The organism is Rhodococcus sp. OK302, from assembly GCF_002245895.1.
Classification (GTDB): domain Bacteria; phylum Actinomycetota; class Actinomycetes; order Mycobacteriales; family Mycobacteriaceae; genus Rhodococcus_F.
In genome coordinates this window covers 4,400,916-4,419,855 of the sequence record NZ_NPJZ01000001.1, presented here as the reverse complement: position 1 = coordinate 4,419,855, position 18,940 = coordinate 4,400,916, and the positions used below count along the sequence as shown (strand labels likewise).

Here is an 18,940-nt window from a genome sequence, read left to right as displayed (position 1 = left end):
TCATGGCTGAATCCGGCGCAGGTCCGCACGAAGGGCGACACGAACTTCGTCCGGTATCCAAACATCGCTCCAACGTCGTATTTGCAATCCTCGCTGCAGTTCTCCTCGGTGTGCTCGGAATAGCAATTGCGACGCAAGTCCGCAGTACCGTTGCGGGCGACTCACTCGATTCCGCCAGGCCGGCTGACCTGCTGGTAGTCCTCGACAACCTCAATCGTCGTGAAGCTGCTCTGCGACAGGAAGTATCCGACCTCGAGGATTCGTTGGCGACGCTACAACGTAGCGGTAGCACCGTCGCCGCGCTCGCCGAAGCGCAGGCGCGACTGATGGCGTTGTCCATCCAGGTGGGGACGGCGCCCGCAATCGGTCCCGGTGTGACGATGACGTTGACCGACCCGGCCGGTGGTGTCGGATCCGAGGTCATGCTCGATCTGATCCAAGAGCTCCGCGCAGCGGGAGCCGAGGCCATTCAGATTGCCGGGTCTACAGGCGAACCGATCCGGATCGGTGTCAACTCGTGGGTTACCGGACGCGGCGGGGCACTCGAGTTGGACTCCGTGAAGATCTCAGCGCCGTACACTGTGAGCGCGATCGGCGATCCGCCGACTTTGGCAGCGGCGCTGAACATTCCCGGTGGAGTGTTCGACAACGTTTCACGCAATGGAGGAAGTTTCTCGCTCGAGCAATCGCAGCAGGTCACGATCTCCGCCTTGCGACAATTGAATCCGCGCCAATACGCTCAACCTGGAAATTGAATTTTTGCGTCCGGAATTTCGGGCGGCATGTGAAAGGAAGCCACTGTGAGTGAGCTCGATACACCTACCGATCTGCGTTACACCGCGGAGCACGAGTGGGTGAAGCGAACCGGCCCGACCTCTGTTCGAGTCGGTATCACCGACTTCGCTCAGTCACAGCTCGGAGACGTGGTGTTCGTCCAGCTTCCCGCTGAAGGCGAAGCAGTCACCGCCGGTGAATCGCTCGGTGAGGTCGAATCCACCAAGAGCGTCTCCGACATCTTCGCGCCGTTCACCGCGAAAGTGCTTGCAGCCAACAGTGAATTGGATGGTCAGCCGGAACTGGTCAACACAGACCCGTACAACAACGGCTGGTTGGTCGATCTCGAGGTAGCCGACGAAGCTGCGTTGGACAGCGCACTTTCGGAGACTCTCGACGCTGCCGGATACACAGAACTCACGTCCAGCTAGGACGCACATGGCGGTCCGTTGTGTCGCGGCCAGTCTCGCTGCACACAACGGTCCGCGCAGGGTACGGTCGTTAGGTACGCATGTGCCAAGTCGGGGTGCAAGGCCGTATCTGAATGTGACTGTGAAAATGCTCGTCAAAACAAGTGCACTGCGTAGTCCAGTGATTTCTGATCTGGATGATTGATCGAGGAGGAGAAACAGTGAGCGAGAACGGTAACGACGCGGGCTATGGGGAGTCTCCGGCGGAGACCACATCGGTATTCCGCGCAGATTTCCTCAACGAGCTCGACAACTCCTCAGCAGCACCGGCCGCCGAGCAGCCGGTATCTGGTGTCGAAGGCCTGCCGACCGGCGCCGCATTGCTCGTCGTCAAACGAGGACCCAACGCCGGTTCGCGTTTCCTGCTGGATCAGCCGACCACCTCTGCGGGTCGCCATCCTGACAGTGACATCTTCCTTGACGACGTGACTGTCAGCCGTCGACATGCGGAGTTCCGCCAGGAAGATGCTGAGTTCCACGTTGTCGATGTCGGCAGCCTGAACGGTACGTACGTCAACCGTGAGCCCGTCGATTCGGCTGTATTGGCCAACGGCGACGAGGTCCAGATCGGAAAGTTCCGTCTGGTATTCCTCACCGGTCCGCGTGCCGGCGGTTCGCAGGTGGGAGAGACGTCAGCAGGTGCGGGTAGCTAATGACGGCCTTGAGGCAGCAGAGCCAGCCCGGAATGTCTATCGGTTCCGTGCTGGATCGGTTGCGTCCAGATTTTCCCGACGTGACGATTTCGAAGATTCGTTTCCTCGAGTCCGAGGGCTTGATCAGCCCCCAACGGACGCCGTCGGGATACCGCAGGTTCTCCGTCGAGGACTGCGAGCGTCTGCGCTACGTACTGACCGCTCAACGCGATCAGTACCTGCCACTGAAAGTGATCAAGGAACAACTCGAGGCGATCGACAGTGGCGCCGCGACGGTCAGTGCAGATACTTCTGCGCCTCGGCGTCCGCGGGTTCTGTCGATCGCTCCCGGGGAAGTATCACCCGAGGTGTTCCGGGTTGACCGGGAAGTGCGCGTGGGGCGGGCGGATTTGCTGGCCCGCGCCGACGTCGACGACCGCTTCTTGACCGAGTTGATTCGCACCGGGCTGATCGTGCCGGGGGCCGCCGGCTTCTTCGACGAAGATGCGGTCACCTTGGCTCGGACGGCCAAGGCAATGGCTGAATACGGTTTGGAAGTGCGGCATTTGCGCGCGTTCAAGTTGGCTGCAGATCGCGAAGCCGGGTTGGTGACGCAGATTGCGGGACCGGTAGCCAAGGGGCGCGACGCCGGTGCTCGTGATCGGGCCGAGGAAATGGTGCGGGAATTGGCGGCGCTGTCGTTGACGTTGCATACGTGCTTGGTCAAATCAGCGGTCCGCGGAAGCCTTGATCGCTGAGTTCTCGATCATCTCGCTCGACGCGAATAGAATCCGAATAGAATCTCAGTACGGCCGTGAATTCGGCCGTCAGGGTCACATCAGGTTGGAGGCAAGCTCGATGGGCGAAATGCGTGTGATCGGAGTTCGTGTCGAGCAGCCCCAGAATCAACCGGTTTTGTTGCTTCGTGAATCCGACGGCGATCGGTATCTGCCGATCTGGATCGGGCAGACGGAAGCGACGGCGATCGTTCTGGAGCAGCAGGGCGTCGAGCCGGCTCGGCCCCTCACACATGATCTGATCAAGATACTGATCGAGTCCTTCGGCCGGAGCTTGCAGGAAGTCCGCATCGTGGATCTGCAGGAAGGGACGTTCTACGCTGATCTGGTTTTCGACGAGCAGACCACTGTGTCGGCGCGTCCGTCGGATTCCATTGCGTTGGCACTTCGGATCGGTGTGCCGATCTTTGCGTCGGAGGCGGTTCTCGCCGAGGCTGGCTTGATTATTCCGGACGAGCGCGAGGACGAGGTGGAGAAGTTCAAGGAATTCCTGGACACCATTTCTCCGGACGACTTCAAAGCCACTGACGGATAGTCGAAATGACTGTTAGCTGGCATTAATCCGAAAGTCTCAAGTAGAGCTTTAGTCTCGCTACGGCGTGTTGCATTGACCGTACTTCGGCCGGGTCTTACCGTTGCGTGCGGTGAAGATCTTCTCGCCTTGCATGTCGAGGCTGGTCGAGGCGCTCACTCGGGCGTACTCTAGGTAAGTCCACTCATGGAATTACGTGCCTCGAATTCACTGTTCGGGATCAGTTGACCAAGATTTCTGGTACACCAGGATTTCTTCTTCGGTTGACGGCGGAGCTGTTCATCGAGCGGCTCGGTTACATGATGGCGCAGCGAGAAGGAGACGGCAGTGGAAGAACAGTCGAGCGTAGGCAATGCAGGTATCACCGGCAGTGTCGGTCTGACTTCCGAAGAACTGCAACCCGGACTCTTTCCGGACGACTCCATTCCTGACGACCTGGTCGGATACCGTGTTCCGATCGCCTGCCAGATTGCCGGCATCACCTACCGTCAACTCGACTACTGGGCGCGTACTTCGTTGGTCGTCCCGTCGATCCGCGGCGCCGCAGGATCCGGCAGCCAACGTTTGTACTCATTCAAGGACATTCTGGTCCTGAAGATCGTCAAGCGTTTACTCGATACCGGAATTTCTCTGCAGAATATTCGCGTCGCTGTAGATCACCTTCGCAACCGCGGGGTTCGCGACCTCGCCAACATCACACTTTTCTCCGATGGTACGAGCGTCTACGAATGCACGTCGCCCGAAGAGGTTGTCGATCTACTTCAAGGCGGGCAGGGCGTATTCGGTATCGCCGTCAGCGGTGCGATGCGTGAACTCACCGGAACCATCGCAGATTTCCCGGCGGAGCGCGCCGACGGCGGTGAAAGCGACCCAAACCCCGAAGATGAATTGGCCTCGCGTCGGGCGAATCGGGTGTCCCGCAAGACGGGATAACCATCGTCACACCAATTCGGACAAGATCACGGTGACTCGAGGTCGATCAGTCAACTAGACTGGGCCTCGCGTCGCCGGCGTACGGGAGAGCCTCGGGTATTGCCTCACAGTTTTTGCTGTGAACAGTGCTCGGGCGCCGAAGGAGCAATACCTCCCCGTCAATCTCTCAGGCACAAAGGACCGTACGGGCTCCGACGCCTCTGGAAAGCGGTGGGATAACCCACCCGCCGACGGGGAAAGGCTGTAATCCCCGAGTTTGTGGATCACTACCGAATCTCTCAGGCGCTCGGTTTATCGAGCATGCGACAGAGGGGGAGGAACGCACCGCCATAGGTGTGTGTCCTGATCCTCCGATCTGTCTGGGAGTTGTCGTGATCGACGCTGCAAGCCGTATTTTTGCCGACCGCCATGTCGGTCCGAACGCCGCGGAACTCGCGCGCATCCTTGAACTGATCGGGGTCGATTCTCTCGACGATCTCGCCACCAAGGCCGTACCTTCCGTCATTCTCGACGCAGCTCCCGGCGGAATTGCCGATGGGCTCGACGCGCTTCCGCTTCCCGTCGGTGAGCATGAAGCTCTCGCAGAGCTGACGGCCCTCGCCGCTCAGAACACCGTGGCCACCTCGATGATCGGCCTCGGCTACTTCGACACGCTCACCCCGCCGGTGTTGCTGCGCAACATCATCGAAAACCCGGCCTGGTACACCGCGTACACGCCGTATCAGCCCGAGATCAGCCAGGGCCGCCTCGAAGCCCTCCTCAACTTCCAGACGATGGTGTCCGACCTGTCGGGCATGGAACTTGCAAACTCGTCGATGCTCGACGAAGCCACCGCAGCAGCTGAAGCCATGACGTTGCTTCGCCGCGCGAACCGCAGCAAGTCGCCCCGATGTGTTGTCGACGCCGACATCTACCCGCAGACGTTGGCCGTCATCGAGACGCGCGCCGAGCCTCTCGGCATCGAAATTGTCTCCGCCGACCTCACCCAGGGCCTGCCCGAAGGTGAGTTCTTCGGAATCATCGCTCAGATCCCGGGTGCATCGGGCCGCGTCGTCGACTACACCGCGATTATCGCCGAGGCTCACGAGCGCGGCGCACTGGTTGCCGTCGGCGCCGATCTTCTCGCGATGACGTTGATTACCTCGCCCGGTGAACTCGGCGCGGACGCGTGCTTCGGCACAACCCAGCGTTTCGGTGTTCCCATGGGTTACGGCGGACCGCACGCCGGCTACTTGGCCGTGCACGCCAAGCATGCCCGTCAGCTGCCCGGTCGTTTGGTCGGTGTCTCCATCGACGCCGACGGCGACAAGGCATACCGCCTCGCGCTGCAGACCCGTGAGCAGCACATCCGTCGCGAAAAGGCGACGTCCAACATCTGTACCGCTCAGGTGCTCCTCGCCATCCTCGCTGCAATGTACGCGAGCTACCACGGCGCCGAGGGTCTCAAGGCGATTGCGTTGCGCGTCGCTGCGCAGGCGAATGCACTGGCCACCGGCCTGCGTGAGGGCGGCGTGACCGTCGTTCACGATTCGTTCTTCGACACCGTTCTGGCGCAGGTCCCGGGCAAGGCTGCCGATGTCGTGGCTGCTGCCAAGGAATCCGGCATCAACCTGCGACTGGTCGACGCCGACCACGTCGGAATCTCCTGCGACGAAGCAACCACTGCCGATCACGTCCTCGCAGTCCTCGACGCATTCGGAATCGACGACGCCGTTGTTGCCATCGACGCCGAAGGTAACTCCGTTCCGGTCGCTCAGGAGCGTACGTCGGACTACCTGCAGCATGAGGCATTCACCCGTTACCGTACGGAAACAGCGATGCTTCGCTACCTGCGTGCGTTGTCCGACAAGGACATTGCGCTCGACCGCAGCATGATCCCACTGGGATCCTGCACCATGAAGCTCAACGCGACCGCCGAGATGGAATCCATCACCTGGCCCGCATTCAATGCCATTCACCCGTTTGCGCCCACTTCCGACGCACCCGGACTGCTCAAGATCATCAAGGATCTCGAAGACTGGCTGGTTGCGGTCACCGGTTACGACAATGTGAGCCTGCAGCCCAACGCGGGCAGTCAGGGGGAGTACGCGGGTCTGCTCGCGATCCGCAACTACCACCTCAGTCGCGGCGACGATCACCGCGACACCTGCCTGATCCCGTCCAGCGCCCACGGCACCAACGCCGCATCCGCCGTCATGGCAGGAATGCGCGTCGAGGTTGTCGCGTGCCGTCCCAACGGCGATGTCGACGTCGACGATCTGCGTGCCAAGATTGCTGATCACGCTGAGCGTCTCGCCGCGATCATGATCACGTACCCGTCCACCCACGGTGTGTACGAGCACGAGATCTCCGACATCTGCGCAGCGGTGCACGACGCCGGCGGACAGGTATACGTCGACGGTGCCAACCTCAATGCTCTTGTCGGCCTTGCCCGTCCGGGTCGTTTCGGCGGCGACGTCAGCCATCTGAACCTGCACAAGACTTTCTGCATCCCGCACGGCGGCGGTGGCCCCGGCGTCGGACCGATCGGTGTTCGTTCACACCTCGCACCGTTCATGCCCGGACATCCCATGGCGCCGGAACTGGGCGGCCGGGGCACAATCTCCGCCGCGCCGTACGGCAGCGCATCCATCCTGCCCATCACCTGGACTTACATCCGAATGATGGGAGCGCAGGGCCTGCGCCGCGCGAGCCTGACGGCTATCGCGTCCGCCAACTACATCGCCCGTCGTCTCGACGAGTACTTCCCGGTGCTCTACACCGGCGAAAACGGCATGGTCGCGCACGAGTGCATCCTCGACCTGCGCGGTCTGACCAAGGACACCGGAGTTACCGTCGACGACGTCGCAAAGCGTCTGGCCGACTACGGTTTCCATGCCCCGACCATGAGCTTCCCCGTGGTCGGCACCCTCATGGTCGAGCCCACCGAGAGCGAAAACCTCGAAGAAATCGACGAGTTCTGCGAAGCGATGATTGCCATTCGCGGCGAGATCGATCGCGTCGCAGCCGGCGAATGGACCGTCGAGGACAACCCACTGCGCGGTGCGCCGCACACCGCCGGAAGCATTGCAGCCGAGTGGGATCACCCCTACTCGCGCGAGATCGCAGTGTTCCCGCGTGGTAAGGCTCGGCCCAAGGTATGGCCGGCAGTGCGTCGTATCGACGGTGCGCATGGCGACCGCAACCTGGTCTGCTCATGCCCGCCGATCGAAGCGTTCGCGGGTAACTAGTTTTTCACCCGCCGCTGGAGGTCACGGTTCGCGAATCAGTTCGAGAACGGTGATCTCCGGCGGTGCGCCCACCCGCACCGGTGGTCCCCACGCTCCGGCACCGCGGGTCGTGTACAGAACGGTATTACCGATCTTGTCCAGGCCGTGCACCGAAGGTTGTTGCAGCGGAACAAGATAACGCAGCGGCCACATCTGCCCGTCGTGAGTGTGGCCGGACAGTTGTAGGTCGATTCCCAGCTCGGATGCTTCAATCGCTTGACGCGGTTCGTGCGCCAGGAGCAGGGCAAACGTTTCGGGGTTGCGGCCCTCCAGGGCTGTGCCGAGGTTCGGTTCATACGGTTCGGGCGACGTGTAGTCGTGAATTCCCACGATATCGATTGAGGCCCCGCCGCGCTCGATCGAGGATCGACTGTTGCGAAGTGTGGTGACTCCCAAGCTGTCCCACACGGCGAGCCATTTTCCGCCGTCGTCGGCGTAGAACTCGTGATTGCCGCTAACCCCGAAGATTCCGTCCGGCGCGCGGAGATCAGCGAGGGGTGCAAGATCCGGAGCGACCTTGGCGACGGTGCCGTCCACCAGATCGCCGGCGATCGCGATCAAGTCCACGTCTTGAGCATTCACCAGGTCGACGACCTTGCGAGTGAAATCAACTCCACGCGCCGGACCGACATGCAGGTCCGTGATCAGGGCGATCCGATAACCGTCGAAAGCTTCCGGTAGACGCGCGAGTGGCACGCGCACACGGGTGACCCGGGGATTCGACGCCTCGAGTACTCCGTATCCAGCGGTTCCGAAAGCAGCGAGAGTTACTGCTGCCGTGGCCAACTGCAAGGTGCGACGCTTGGCCGGATCTACCTCGGTGGATTGACCACTGCGTTTGCGTACCAGGTGGTTGATCCCGGCGATCAATCCGATAATCAGTAATCCCGGGATCAGATACAGCCACGACGCCAACCAGACCCAGCCGAGAAATCCGACCGGGCGTGCCCACGACGTCGGGAAGAGTTCGCCGCTGCCCATCCCGATAAGCGTCAGCAGACCCAACAGCACCAACAGGGCATCGGTGATGCGAGCCCAGCGCGTCGGCATCCCGGTGGCGCGGACAAGCCTGCGGTGCAGGAACCAGGTCAAGAGGGCAAGAACTACTGCAAATACAGCGAGACGCGCCATCAGGACAGCAGTTTCGCGACAGCGCCGGCCAATGCGGGGTCGGCGGTCGAATCCACGCGAATCAACGTTCCACCGGTCCGGTCCGATACGTCTTGGAGAGTAGAGATGTCACTGCCGGCACCGACAACCAGAATGTCCACCTGAACCGGGCGAGCAGGGTTACCCGCGGAGGCTAGTGCGCTGAGCAATTCGGCCCGGGTCATCGTGGATTCGTCCGTGGAACTGGAAGTGACGAGGAGAACCGAGTTGGTACGGCCTGAGTCGTACCCGTCGACAGCCGCCTTGTAGGCCGCTGCCAGCGCCGGATATTTGGCGGACTTTCCTTCGGCGCGTAACCCGTTCAAGGCGGCAGTGAGCGCGCCGCGATGATCGGGAGCGGACAGGGGAGCGCCCGGAACCAGCACTCGCTCAGTGGTGGTGAACGCGGCCAGTCCGACATCGGACGCATCGGGACTGCGGCCGAGTTGAGCCTCGAGAGCCGTGACGATATTGGCCAGTCGCGATCGACCGCCGTCGTCGACGCCCATCGGAGTCGATGTGTCCATCACGATGCTTGCACTGCGCACCGAGACCGGATTGGCCACTACATTGCCGAGAACCGCTGCAGTCTCTGCGGAGGCCGGCACCAGTGCGGATGCGATTCGCGTCAGCGGCAGCGCTCCCAGATTGGGGTCGGTTTGACCTTCCACTCGAAAGCCGGAGTCCACGAAGATCTTCGACGACTCGGACTCACGCATGTACTCGGAGAATTGGGCTGCCGCGCGCGAGGAAGTCTCGTCGATACCCGCGCCGGAAACTACGACGGCCGGGTAGTCGGCGACGGGCGTAGAACCGATCGGGGAGTACGCCGTCATAGCGGGGTTCGCGGATTGCGCGATCGACTGTTCTGTTGTGGGAACAGCTTTGACAGTATCCGGCGCTCCGCTGGACAAGGCTGCCAGTGCGTCGGCGGTGGTGGCCGGCGGGTTCGGCAGGGTCTGGAAGCGAAGTGCCAGGGTGGTCAACGCGGAGGTTACCGGGCTGGAGCGAGCCTGCTCAGTGGTGACCGGACCTGCTCCGGCTCCGGACACGTCGGCGGCGACGGCTTGCGTTGACATGACGGTTTCGGTACTGCCGACGGGAAGTGCCATCGTCAACTCCGATGGCAGCGACTTCCAGGCAGCGCCGGCGGATTTCAACGAGGCCGCCGTATCAGGACTGACGGCCAGGACGAGTGGCGACGTTGCGAGCGATCGCGGTTCGCCGTTCATGACCGACTGTCCGGCCAATGACGCGGTATCGAACGAACTCTGGGCGACCCACAGGCCTGGTCGCGGCCCGAGTGCCGCGGCATCCCAAGTCGATTGGGCACCGGCAGCAAGCGCCGCCCCGACAGCAGGCGTCGGCGCGCCGTGTACGGCAATGGTGATGCAGTGGTCCCGAACCACGGGCGAGGTCTGGGTGTACCGCTTTCCCAGTTCTTCGATCTGCGGGGCAATGGACGGATCGGCGGTGACATCGAGCGTCTTGCCACCCTCGACGCACGTCCCCGCAGCCTGATCGCCCTGATCGGCGATCCGACTGCCGAGCGCTTTCCAGCCGAAAAAACCCGCCACGATCAGCACTATCAGTACGACCACGAAGATCGGTCCCTTGCTGATGCCTCTGGCGCTTGAACCGCCGCGATGTTCGCCCACGTACCTTGCCCGCCTCGGTCGCTCGAAGATTGTGTTCAGGCCAGTCTAGTGATGATCAAACGCGAACGGCCCCGACACCACTTCGGTGTCGAGGCCGTTCGGAATGCGTCAGGAGCTATGAGGCGTTGGCGGCCTTGTACTCGCGGCGACGACGGTGCAGGATCGGCTCCGTGTATCCGCTGGGCTGCTTCGCGCCCTCGAGAATCAGTTCCTTGGCTGCCTGGAATGCGATGTTGGAATCGAAATCCGGTGCCATGTTGCGGTATTCGGCGTCGCCGTCGTTCTGACGGTCGACAACCGGTGCCATGCGTTCGAGTGCAGACACGACGTCCGTCTCACTGACGATGCCGTGACGCAACCAGTTGGCGAGCAACTGGCTCGAGATGCGCAGGGTCGCGCGGTCCTCCATGAGCGCGACATCGTGGATGTCGGGAACCTTGGAGCAGCCGACGCCGGCGTCGATCCAGCGGACGACGTAGCCGAGGATGGACTGGCAGTTGTTGTCGAGTTCTTCCTTCTTCTCCGCGTCCGTCCAGTCGGTGCTGGGTGCGAGCGGGATAGTCAGGATGTCGTCGACGGTGGCGCGAGGCTTACCCTTCAACTCGTCCTGAACAGCGAAGACATCGACGCGGTGGTAGTGCGTCGCGTGCAGGGTTGCGCCGGTGGGCGAGGGGACCCACGCGGTGTTTGCGCCGGCCTTGGGGTGGCCGATCTTCTGCTCGAGCATGTCAGCCATCAGTTCGGTCATGGCCCACATACCCTTGCCGATCTGAGCCTTGCCCTGCAGGCCGCAGGCCAAGCCGGTATCGACGTTCCAGTCCTCGTAGGCGCCGATCCACTTCTGCTTCTTCATCTCGCCCTTGCGCACCATCGCGCCGGCTTCCATGGAGGTGTGGATCTCGTCGCCCGTGCGGTCGAGGAAGCCGGTGTTGATGAACACAACACGGTCGCTGGCTTCCTTGATGCAGGCAGCGAGGTTGACCGTCGTACGACGCTCTTCGTCCATGATGCCGACCTTGAGCGTGTTCTCGGGCAAGCCGAGGACCTGCTCGACACGACCGAACAGTTCGGTGGTGAAGGCAACTTCCTCGGGACCGTGCTGCTTGGGCTTGACGATGTAGATCGAGCCCGTACGGCTGTTGTCGTGCGGGCCGTTGGCTTCGCTGATCGTCAGGCCGTGAACAGCGCAGGCGCTGGTGATCAAGGCGTCGAGGATGCCTTCGGGGACCTCGTTGCCTTCGGCGTCGAGGATTGCGGGGTTGGTCATGAGGTGTCCGACGTTGCGGACAAACAGGAGTGAACGGCCATGCAGGCTGAGTTCGCTGCCGTCGACAGCCGTGTACTTACGGTCACCGTTGAGGGTGCGGGTGAAGGACTTGGCGCCCTTCTTGATCTCCTCGGACAGATCGCCGCGATTGAGGCCCAACCAGTTGCGGTAACCGACAACCTTGTCGTCGGCGTCGACAGCGGCGACCGAATCCTCGAAGTCCATGATCGTGGTGACAGCAGACTCGAGTACGACATCCTTGACGCCGGCCGCGTCCGTGCTGCCGATCGGGGAGGCCGCGTCGATCTGGATCTCGGCGTGCAGTCCGTTGTTCCGCAGCAAGATGCTGGTGGGGGCATCCTTGTCGCCGAGGTAGCCGACGAACTTCTCCGGCTGGGCGAGCGTTGTGACGGTGCCGTCGGCGAGCGTGACCTTGACGTCGGTGCCGTCGATCGCGTACTTGGTGGAATCTGCATGCGATCCCGACGCGAGAGGTGCTGCCGCGTCAAGGAATTCACGAGCCCAGGCGATGACTTTGTCGCCGCGAACCTTGTTGTAGCCCGAACCCTTCTCGGCGCCGTTCTCCTCGGAGATGGCGTTGGTGCCGTACAACGCGTCGTACAACGAACCCCAACGGGCGTTGGACGCGTTGAGTGCGAAGCGCGCGTTGAGAATCGGGACGACCAACTGCGGGCCGGCCGTCGACGTGATTTCGGTATCCACATTTGCTGTCGTGACCGAGAACGGTGCCGGCGTCGGCAGGAGGTATCCGATTTCCTGCAGGAAAGCCTTGTAGGCGGCGGCGTCGAGGGGAGCGCCGGAGTGGTCGCGGTGCCACTGATCGATCTTTGCCTGCAAATCGTCACGCTTGGCAAGCAGCGCGCGGTTCTTCGGGGCGAGCTCGGTGATGACCTTGTCAGCGCCGGCCCAGAACGTCTCGGCGTCTACACCGGTACCGGGAAGTGCCTCCTCGACAACGAAGTCGTAGAGAACCTTCGCAACCTGCAGACTGCCGACCTGAACGCGCTCAGTCATGAATAGCCTCACTTTTCCGAAATCGGAGCACCGCGACGGGTGCCATGAACCGCAATCAATGTTACTCGTGAGTATCTCGCGGGGGGACAGAGCCTCGATGGATTCATCACACTCGGCCCGCGGGGACCTCGAACTCTGCACAACACAGACGTTCGACCAGGACATCTCCCGGCTGTGGCCGGGGTGAGGACGTCCGCAGCGTTGGGTAATGCTGCGTTTTCGGGGCAATTCTGTGTTGTTGGCAGCAGTACTCGGCACTGATTCGCCGAGCATCACTGCCGAGAACTATATCCCGAGTCGCCGGGGACGCCGACATCGAAGTTGCCCGGTCAGAGTTTCTTGGCCGATATTTCGAAACCTGCGCTGCGCAGACGCTCGACCAGGACATCTCCCAACGCCGTGGACGGGGTCAGGACGCCGGCGGCCTTGGGTAGTGATGTGTCTTCAGCACTGTCGACTGCCAGGCTCAACGCTGATTCGCCGAGCATCACTGCCGTTGCGCTGTATCCGGGGTCGCCTTGCGCGCGGACGCGTGATCGGTACCGGGCTCCGGTGGTCGTGACGGTGAAGACGTCGAGCGTGAAATGCCCCTTCTTCTGCGCGTCCTCGCTCGGACCTTCGCCGGGCGCGGGGAGCACCTTGTCGAGGAGGAATCGCGTCGGGGGAAGTGCCAGCCCGGCAATCAGGGCGCCGAGTCCGAGCGCCACACCGCCGGCAACCACTGGTGAGATGACGGAAGATCCGACGCTCATCACCTCGCTGTACTTGAATTTCTTGCCGTAGGCCCAGTCCCGCAGTGCGTTACTGCGCCGGACGACGCGGGTGTTGTAGGACGCCATGAAGAACGGCGCCTTCCATCCTTTCAACGAAGGGCTGATCTTCCGGCCGTCGACGACCGTCACGTCGCTCTGGCGACCGAGATCCGGTTCGCGCTCACGGTCAGGGCTCAGCGAGTACGGCGACGCGGCCAATTTCCTCAGGCGCGCATCATCTTTCGACACGTCGATCTGATTTCGGACTGAATCGATGGTGCCGCCGCTGATACCGCCTCGCAGTGAGGTCACGACCAACGTGGTGTCGGTCATCTCGCCGGCATCATCGGCTTGGACCAACTTGTGCAGGACGTGAACGCCCAGATCCGAAGGGATGGAATCGAATCCACACGAGTGGACGATGCGTGCGCCGGTGGACACCGCAAGGTCGTGATTGGCGTCGATGCTGTCCCGATGGAAGAGGACCTCGCCGGTGAGATCGACGTAGTCGGTGCCGGCAGCAGCGCAGGCATGAGCCAGGGCGTGTCCGTACTTTGCGTACGGACCGACGGTCGTGGCAACGACGCGGGTTCGCATCGCAAGAACCTTCAACGCGGTGGGGTCGTCGGCGTCGGCAATGACCAGGGGGAGTTCAGCCGCAGCGGCACCGAGCGTTGCCCGGACTTCAGCCAGCTTTTCGAGCGAGCGACCACCGAGACCGATCTTGATGCCTGCAGGTGCATTTTTCACCAGATACTCGGCCAGGAGTTTTCCGACGAAGCCGCTCGCTCCGTAGACGATGATGTCGAGCTCAGGTTCAGACATGGCATCAGCCTACAAACGAGCACCCTGATCCGGTGTGATGGAGATCACTCTGAGGGTAGGGGGTCCTTGACGACGAGGATCGGTACCTCGACTTCGAGGAGGAGGCGCTGGAGCGGCCGTTCCAAGAGAAACTTGCCGATGGGGGACATACGACGCGTTCCGACGATCAAGAGCCCCGCACCGGTGGACTCGGTCAGCTGGACCAACGCCGTGACCGGGTCGCCGTCATGCTCCGTCGTGCGAAGTTCCCACGGCGTCTCGGAGAATCCGCCGGCGTCGAGCGCCGATTGGATCTCTCCGCGCAATGCCGCGCTGTCTTCGTCGGTTTCTGCGAGATTGATGTCGTCGATGACATGCAGAACCAGAAGTGGTTCGCGTCGATTCACGGACTCGCGTGCGCCGGCGACGATGGCAGCCCGGCCCTCCGGGCTGTCCTTGTGTACGACAGCGATCGCCATGGTTCCTCCGAATTGATTGCCGGTGCCCCAGTCGATGGCAGGGGCGTAGCCCATTATCGTCTGCAATTGCGTTCGGCTACCGGAATGCGGGACTCGACACGGCGCTCAGGCAGTGTCGAAGTCGCCACATCCCGGTGGGGGGGTGGGTGCAGTCACCTCACCACCGTGGACGCTCGGCGGTCACCTCACCACTGTGGACGCTCGGCGGTCACCTCACCACTGTGGACGCTCGGCGGTCACCTCACCACTGTGGACGCTCGGCGGTCACCTCACCACTGTGGACGCTCGGCGGTCACCTCACCACTGTGGACGCTCGGCGGTCACCTCACCACGGTGAAGGCTTGTAGTCCTTGAGGAAGCAGCCGTGGATGTCGACGCCCAGTTCGCCCTGGACGATGGGGTCGTACACGCGGGCTGCGCCGTCGACCAGGTCGAGTGGGGCATGGAACCCTTCGTCGGCCAGCCGCATCTTGGTGAAATGCGGACGTTCGTCGGTGATCCACCCGGTGTCGACGGCAGTCATGAGGATGCCGTCTTCGAGCATTTCCTTGGAACTGGTGCGGGTCAGCATGTTCAGTGCGGCCTTGGCCATATTGGTGTGCGGGTGGCCCGGACCCTTGTACGCGCGGCTGAACTGGCCTTCCATTGCGGAGACGTTCACGACGTACTTGCGACGCGCATCGGATGCTGCCATCGACGGACGCAAACGCGAGACGAGGATGAACGGGGCAACAGAGTTGCACAGTTGAACTTCGAGAAGCTCGATCGGGTCGACCTCTTCGACGGTCTGAACCCAGCTGTTGCTGTGTGCGAGGTCGGGGAGGAGTCCGCCGGCGTCGATAGCGATGCCCTGTTCGATGCGATCGGGTGAAGCGGATTTTGCGACCAGGGCCAGCGAGCTGACGGCGTCGGCCGAAAGATTGCCGGTTGTCAGGGCAGCAACGTCCGACAGTGAACCTGCCAGCGCAGCCGGGTGTGCGTCGCTGGTCTTACCGAACGTGACGACGTCCGGAAGTTCGCCCGCGGGAAGTGCACTGGCCTCGGCGTCGACCAAAGCGCCGTAGGCGCCGGGGGACCGACGTACGGTCTGGGCGGCATTGTTGATCAGAATGTCGAGAGGGCCTTGTGCCGCAACGGAATCGGCGAGCGCAACAACCTGCGCCGGATCGCGGAGGTCGATGCCGACGATGCGCAGACGGTGAATCCACTCGGCGCTGTCTTCCATCGCCTTGAATCGGCGAATCGCGTCGTTGGGGAAGCGCGTGGTGATGGTCAGGTGTGCGCCGTCGCGCAGCAGACGCAAGGCGATGTACATACCGATCTTGGCGCGGCCACCGGTCAGGAGCGCGCGGCGTCCCGTCAGATCGGTACTGGCGTCACGCTTGCTGCGGCTCATCAATGCGCAGTCCGGGCACAGTTGGTGATAGAAGGCGTCGACCTGTGTGTAGCGCTGCTTGCAGATGTAGCAAGGGCGCGCCTTGATGAGAGTGCCCGCGATGGAACCGGCAGTGTTGGACTTGATCGCGATGCCGGCGGTCTCGTCGTCGATACGATCCGGTGAACCCGTTGCCGTAGCAGCGACGACCTCACGGTCTGCTTCGTTGACGGCCGCGCGTGAGGCCAGTCGACGCTTCTTCTTGAGTCGCTTGAACAGATGGCCGACGGCACGCTGCATCGTGACGGAGTCTGGATGTTCGTCGTCGAGTTCGGCGGCTTCGCGCAGAACCTTCAAACAGATCGCGAGTTCTGCGGGGTCGAGTCCGGTCAGTTCTGCCAAGGCAGATTCTGAAACTGTTACGTCGGACTGCCGTGTATCTGTATCCACTTGAACTTCTGTTCCATCTCGATCGCCGCTCGCGCGGACTGCTCCCCGGTGTGGGAACGTTGCCATCTTACGAGAAAAGCTCCGGTTCAATGAACCGGAGCTTTTCCTGTCTGTCTCAACACAGAGTGTCCGAGGGGGGACTTGAACCCCCACGTCCGTTAATAGGACACTAGCACCTCAAGCTAGCGCGTCTGCCATTCCGCCACTCGGACTCGGCACCGATTTCGCGGTGCAGGGAAAGAGTATCCGATGCCGTCCCTGACTCCCAAATCGCCTACTCGGGGCATGTTTTGTGTGCCCTTAACTCCACGTCGATGTTCTGTGCAGGGGTGTGGAGTACCAATGTCCGCGGTGGCAGCGATGAATGCGCTCCGCTGGTTCGGTCAGGGAACCGTCCAGGCGCCGGCGCCTGGACTCATGACTGCGGGGTACCCGGCAGGTCCAGTCGGTACCGTGATGGTGGCGACCACGGCTCCGGACCCTGTTTGGGCCTCGACGCTTGGATATCCGAGGTACGCGGTGCCCGTTGCGCCGGTTGAGATGTTTCGCCAATGAATGAAGACGCAGCAGTAGCGATCCCCGGTGAATTGGGTGATGCCCGGCGTCGTCAGATCGGTCCTGGCGGTCACGTACATGACGCCCACGGAGGGGAGTCCGGTCGGAGAGACCGAGGCCCCTATAACTGGAACGGGGAAAACCGTGCCGGTCGGTGCGGCGGCTGCAGGTTGTGCACCAACGAGCAGCGCGAGCCCGATTCCGGCGGCGATCGATGCTCGGCGTAGGGCGTGGAGTGGTCTCATTGCGTACCCCTGTCTTTGGGATGGGGTACCCGCATTTAGTCCAGAAAACGGACGCGAGAAATTGTGGGTCGGTACAGACAATGTTGCGGCGATTAGCGAAATGCCTGAACGCAGTGTGGATTACGAAGCCGCACAACAAAAATGATCCCAGCCGGTTCGGCTGGGATCATTTTTATGTATTTCGAGTGTCCGAGGGGGGACTTGAACCCCCACGTCCGTTAATAGGACACTAGCACCTCAAGCTAGCGCGTCTGCCATTCCGCCACTCGGACTCGGCCCCGATTTCTCGGTGCTGGGAAAGAGTATCCGATTCCGGGGGTTGTCCCAAATCGCCAGGTGGGAACCGTTCTAGTCTGCCATCTCGGGTGATTCGATGGTAGGAAAGTGACATGCCTTCATCTCCGAAAGATTCAGGTCCCAGCCGCGCAGAAGCAGAAGTCGTCGACCTTGTCAGTTCTCTGATTCGTTTCGACACCTCCAATACCGGAGAACTCGAAACGACCAAAGGTGAACGTGCGTGCGCGGAGTGGGTTGCCGCGCAGCTGCAGGAAGTCGGATACGAAACCGAATATATCGAGTCGGGTGCTCCCGGCCGAGGAAATGTGTTCGCGCGATTGAAAGGTGCAGATTCCGGACGAGGTGCCTTGATGCTGCACGGCCACCTCGACGTTGTTCCGGCTGAGCCCGCCGATTGGAGTGTGCACCCGTTCTCCGGGGCCGTTCAAGACGGATACATCTGGGGGCGCGGCGCTGTCGACATGAAAGACATGGTCGGGATGATCCTGGCGCTCGCCCGCCAGTTCAAAGCTGAAGGAACTGTTCCGCCGCGCGATCTGGTGTTCGCTTTTGTCGCTGACGAAGAGGCGGGCGGCAAGTACGGCTGCCAGTGGCTGGTCGAGCACCGCCCGGATTTGTTCGAGGGAGTAACCGAGGCCGTCGGTGAAGTGGGCGGTTTCTCGTTGACCGTTCCGCGTCCGGACGGCAGCGATCGCCGTCTGTACCTGGTGGAGAGTGCCGAGAAGGGCCTCGGCTGGATGAGGCTGACGGCGAAGGGCCGTGCCGGACATGGTTCCTTCCTTCACGACGACAATGCCGTGGCGACCTTGGCGGGGGCAGTTGCGAGGTTGAGTGCCCATAAGTTCCCGATAGTGATTTCAGATTCGGTCGCGGAATTCCTCACCGCGGTGGGGGAAGAAACAGGGCTCGATTTCGATCCGACGTCGCCGGATATCGACGGAACTTTGGCCAAGCTGGGCACGATCGCCAACATCATCGGTGCGACATTCCGGGACACGGCCAATCCCACGATGCTCAAGGCCGGATACAAGGCAAACGTCATTCCGCAGACTGCGGAAGCCGTCTTCGACTGCCGTGTGCTTCCCGGACGCCAAGCCGAGTTCGAGCGCACCGTCGACCAATTGATCGGCCCCGACGTGACCCGCGAGTGGATCACCAAACTCGACTCGTACGAAACGACATTCGACGGCCATCTGGTCGATGCGATGAACAATGCGATCCTCGCTCACGACCCCGATGCGCGCACTGTTCCGTACATGCTCTCCGGCGGAACCGACGCGAAAGCGTTTGCGAAGCTGGGTATCCGGTGCTTCGGGTTCGCGCCGTTGCAGTTGCCGCCCGAGCTCGATTTCAGTGCGTTGTTCCATGGCGTCGACGAGAGGGTGCCGGTGGACGCCGTACTGTTCGGAACACGTGTTCTGGAACATTTCCTGCTCAATTCCTGAACGCGCAGCAGCCTTGAACATC

General features: G+C 61.9%; 15 protein-coding genes, 2 tRNA genes and 1 riboswitch. Of the genes, 8 read left to right on the top strand and 9 right to left on the bottom strand.

Translation table 11 applies throughout. The annotated features are described in order from the left end of the window. Nucleotides 1-2 precede the first annotated feature (2 nt). From BDB13_RS20290 to gcvP, 7 genes are all read left to right on the top strand, one after another. Nucleotides 3-755, top strand: a complete 753-nt coding sequence (locus BDB13_RS20290; RefSeq protein ID WP_094273395.1) for a DUF881 domain-containing protein — start codon at nucleotides 3-5, stop codon at nucleotides 753-755. Between the two features lie 45 nt (nucleotides 756-800). Next, nucleotides 801-1,205, top strand: a complete 405-nt coding sequence (gene gcvH / locus BDB13_RS20285) for a glycine cleavage system protein GcvH (RefSeq protein ID WP_094273393.1) — start codon at nucleotides 801-803, stop codon at nucleotides 1,203-1,205. Between the two features lie 200 nt (nucleotides 1,206-1,405). Beyond that, nucleotides 1,406-1,897 (top strand): glycogen accumulation regulator GarA, encoded by a 492-nt coding sequence (gene garA, locus BDB13_RS20280; RefSeq protein ID WP_094273391.1) that lies wholly within the window; start codon nucleotides 1,406-1,408, stop codon nucleotides 1,895-1,897. Continuing rightward, on the top strand, nucleotides 1,897-2,634 hold the full coding sequence (ftsR, locus tag BDB13_RS20275) for a transcriptional regulator FtsR (protein ID WP_094273389.1): 738 nt from the start codon (nucleotides 1,897-1,899) through the stop codon (nucleotides 2,632-2,634). The genes garA and ftsR overlap by 1 nt, the downstream gene beginning before the upstream one ends. 100 nt (nucleotides 2,635-2,734) lie before the next feature. Continuing rightward, the gene (locus BDB13_RS20270) at nucleotides 2,735-3,208 is read left to right on the top strand and encodes a bifunctional nuclease family protein (protein WP_094275059.1); all 474 of its coding nucleotides are present in this window, start codon (nucleotides 2,735-2,737) and stop codon (nucleotides 3,206-3,208) included. A gap of 357 nt (nucleotides 3,209-3,565) precedes the next feature. Beyond that, nucleotides 3,566-4,138, top strand: coding sequence for a MerR family transcriptional regulator (locus tag BDB13_RS20265; RefSeq protein ID WP_283264238.1), 573 nt, complete (start codon nucleotides 3,566-3,568; stop codon nucleotides 4,136-4,138). A 72-nt stretch (nucleotides 4,139-4,210) separates the two neighbouring features. Beyond that, nucleotides 4,211-4,331: riboswitch (glycine riboswitch) on the top strand. A gap of 178 nt (nucleotides 4,332-4,509) precedes the next feature. Continuing rightward, complete coding sequence (gcvP, locus tag BDB13_RS20260) at nucleotides 4,510-7,368, top strand: aminomethyl-transferring glycine dehydrogenase (protein WP_094273385.1); 2,859 nt, start codon at nucleotides 4,510-4,512, stop codon at nucleotides 7,366-7,368. A 21-nt stretch (nucleotides 7,369-7,389) separates the two neighbouring features. Here gcvP and BDB13_RS20255 read toward each other — a convergent pair whose 3' ends face one another. The 9 genes from BDB13_RS20255 to BDB13_RS20215 all read right to left on the bottom strand — a co-directional run bounded on the left by BDB13_RS20255 (nucleotide 7,390) and on the right by BDB13_RS20215 (nucleotide 17,448). After that, nucleotides 7,390-8,538, bottom strand: coding sequence for a metallophosphoesterase (locus BDB13_RS20255; protein WP_094273383.1), 1,149 nt, complete (start codon nucleotides 8,536-8,538; stop codon nucleotides 7,390-7,392). Further along, the gene (locus BDB13_RS20250) at nucleotides 8,538-10,214 is read right to left on the bottom strand and encodes a substrate-binding domain-containing protein (protein WP_094273381.1); all 1,677 of its coding nucleotides are present in this window, start codon (nucleotides 10,212-10,214) and stop codon (nucleotides 8,538-8,540) included. Before BDB13_RS20250 ends, BDB13_RS20255 begins: the two co-directional genes overlap by 1 nt. 115 nt (nucleotides 10,215-10,329) lie before the next feature. Continuing rightward, a complete protein-coding gene (locus BDB13_RS20245; RefSeq protein ID WP_094273379.1) occupies nucleotides 10,330-12,516 on the bottom strand; it encodes a malate synthase G in 2,187 nt (728 codons plus the stop codon). Nucleotides 12,517-12,845: 329 nt separating this feature from the next. Further along, nucleotides 12,846-14,093 (bottom strand): saccharopine dehydrogenase family protein, encoded by a 1,248-nt coding sequence (locus BDB13_RS20240; RefSeq protein WP_094273377.1) that lies wholly within the window; start codon nucleotides 14,091-14,093, stop codon nucleotides 12,846-12,848. Between the two features lie 44 nt (nucleotides 14,094-14,137). Next, nucleotides 14,138-14,551 carry a universal stress protein gene (locus BDB13_RS20235; protein ID WP_094275058.1) on the bottom strand — a complete coding sequence of 138 codons (414 nt, stop codon included), beginning with the start codon at nucleotides 14,549-14,551 and terminating at the stop codon, nucleotides 14,138-14,140. 325 nt (nucleotides 14,552-14,876) lie between these two features. Beyond that, the gene (locus BDB13_RS20230; protein WP_094275057.1) at nucleotides 14,877-16,328 is read right to left on the bottom strand and encodes an SDR family NAD(P)-dependent oxidoreductase; all 1,452 of its coding nucleotides are present in this window, start codon (nucleotides 16,326-16,328) and stop codon (nucleotides 14,877-14,879) included. Between the two features lie 174 nt (nucleotides 16,329-16,502). After that, nucleotides 16,503-16,588 (bottom strand) — tRNA-Leu (locus BDB13_RS20225). Nucleotides 16,589-16,759: 171 nt separating this feature from the next. Beyond that, nucleotides 16,760-17,176 carry a hypothetical protein gene (locus tag BDB13_RS20220; protein WP_094273375.1) on the bottom strand — a complete coding sequence of 139 codons (417 nt, stop codon included), beginning with the start codon at nucleotides 17,174-17,176 and terminating at the stop codon, nucleotides 16,760-16,762. A gap of 186 nt (nucleotides 17,177-17,362) precedes the next feature. Further along, nucleotides 17,363-17,448, bottom strand: a tRNA-Leu gene (locus BDB13_RS20215). Nucleotides 17,449-17,565: 117 nt separating this feature from the next. On the opposite strand from BDB13_RS20215, the gene BDB13_RS20210 reads away from it, so the two are divergent. Next, on the top strand, nucleotides 17,566-18,918 hold the full coding sequence (locus BDB13_RS20210) for a M20/M25/M40 family metallo-hydrolase (protein WP_094273374.1): 1,353 nt from the start codon (nucleotides 17,566-17,568) through the stop codon (nucleotides 18,916-18,918). Nucleotides 18,919-18,940 lie beyond the last annotated feature (22 nt).

What these genes read in the sequence shown, in the direction of transcription:
- BDB13_RS20290 (WP_094273395.1), top strand. Translation starts at nt 3, where the DNA reads ATGGCTGAATCCGGCGCAGGTCCGCACGAAGGGCGACACGAACTTCGT.
- BDB13_RS20210 (WP_094273374.1), top strand. Translation starts at nt 17,566, where the DNA reads ATGCCTTCATCTCCGAAAGATTCAGGTCCCAGCCGCGCAGAAGCAGAA.
- BDB13_RS20245 (WP_094273379.1), bottom strand. Translation starts at nt 12,516, where the DNA reads ATGACTGAGCGCGTTCAGGTCGGCAGTCTGCAGGTTGCGAAGGTTCTC.
- BDB13_RS20240 (WP_094273377.1), bottom strand. Translation starts at nt 14,093, where the DNA reads ATGTCTGAACCTGAGCTCGACATCATCGTCTACGGAGCGAGCGGCTTC.
- BDB13_RS20235 (WP_094275058.1), bottom strand. Translation starts at nt 14,551, where the DNA reads ATGGCGATCGCTGTCGTACACAAGGACAGCCCGGAGGGCCGGGCTGCC.
- BDB13_RS20270 (WP_094275059.1), top strand. Translation starts at nt 2,735, where the DNA reads ATGGGCGAAATGCGTGTGATCGGAGTTCGTGTCGAGCAGCCCCAGAAT.
- ftsR (WP_094273389.1), top strand. Translation starts at nt 1,897, where the DNA reads ATGACGGCCTTGAGGCAGCAGAGCCAGCCCGGAATGTCTATCGGTTCC.
- BDB13_RS20255 (WP_094273383.1), bottom strand. Translation starts at nt 8,538, where the DNA reads ATGGCGCGTCTCGCTGTATTTGCAGTAGTTCTTGCCCTCTTGACCTGG.
- BDB13_RS20220 (WP_094273375.1), bottom strand. Translation starts at nt 17,176, where the DNA reads ATGAGACCACTCCACGCCCTACGCCGAGCATCGATCGCCGCCGGAATC.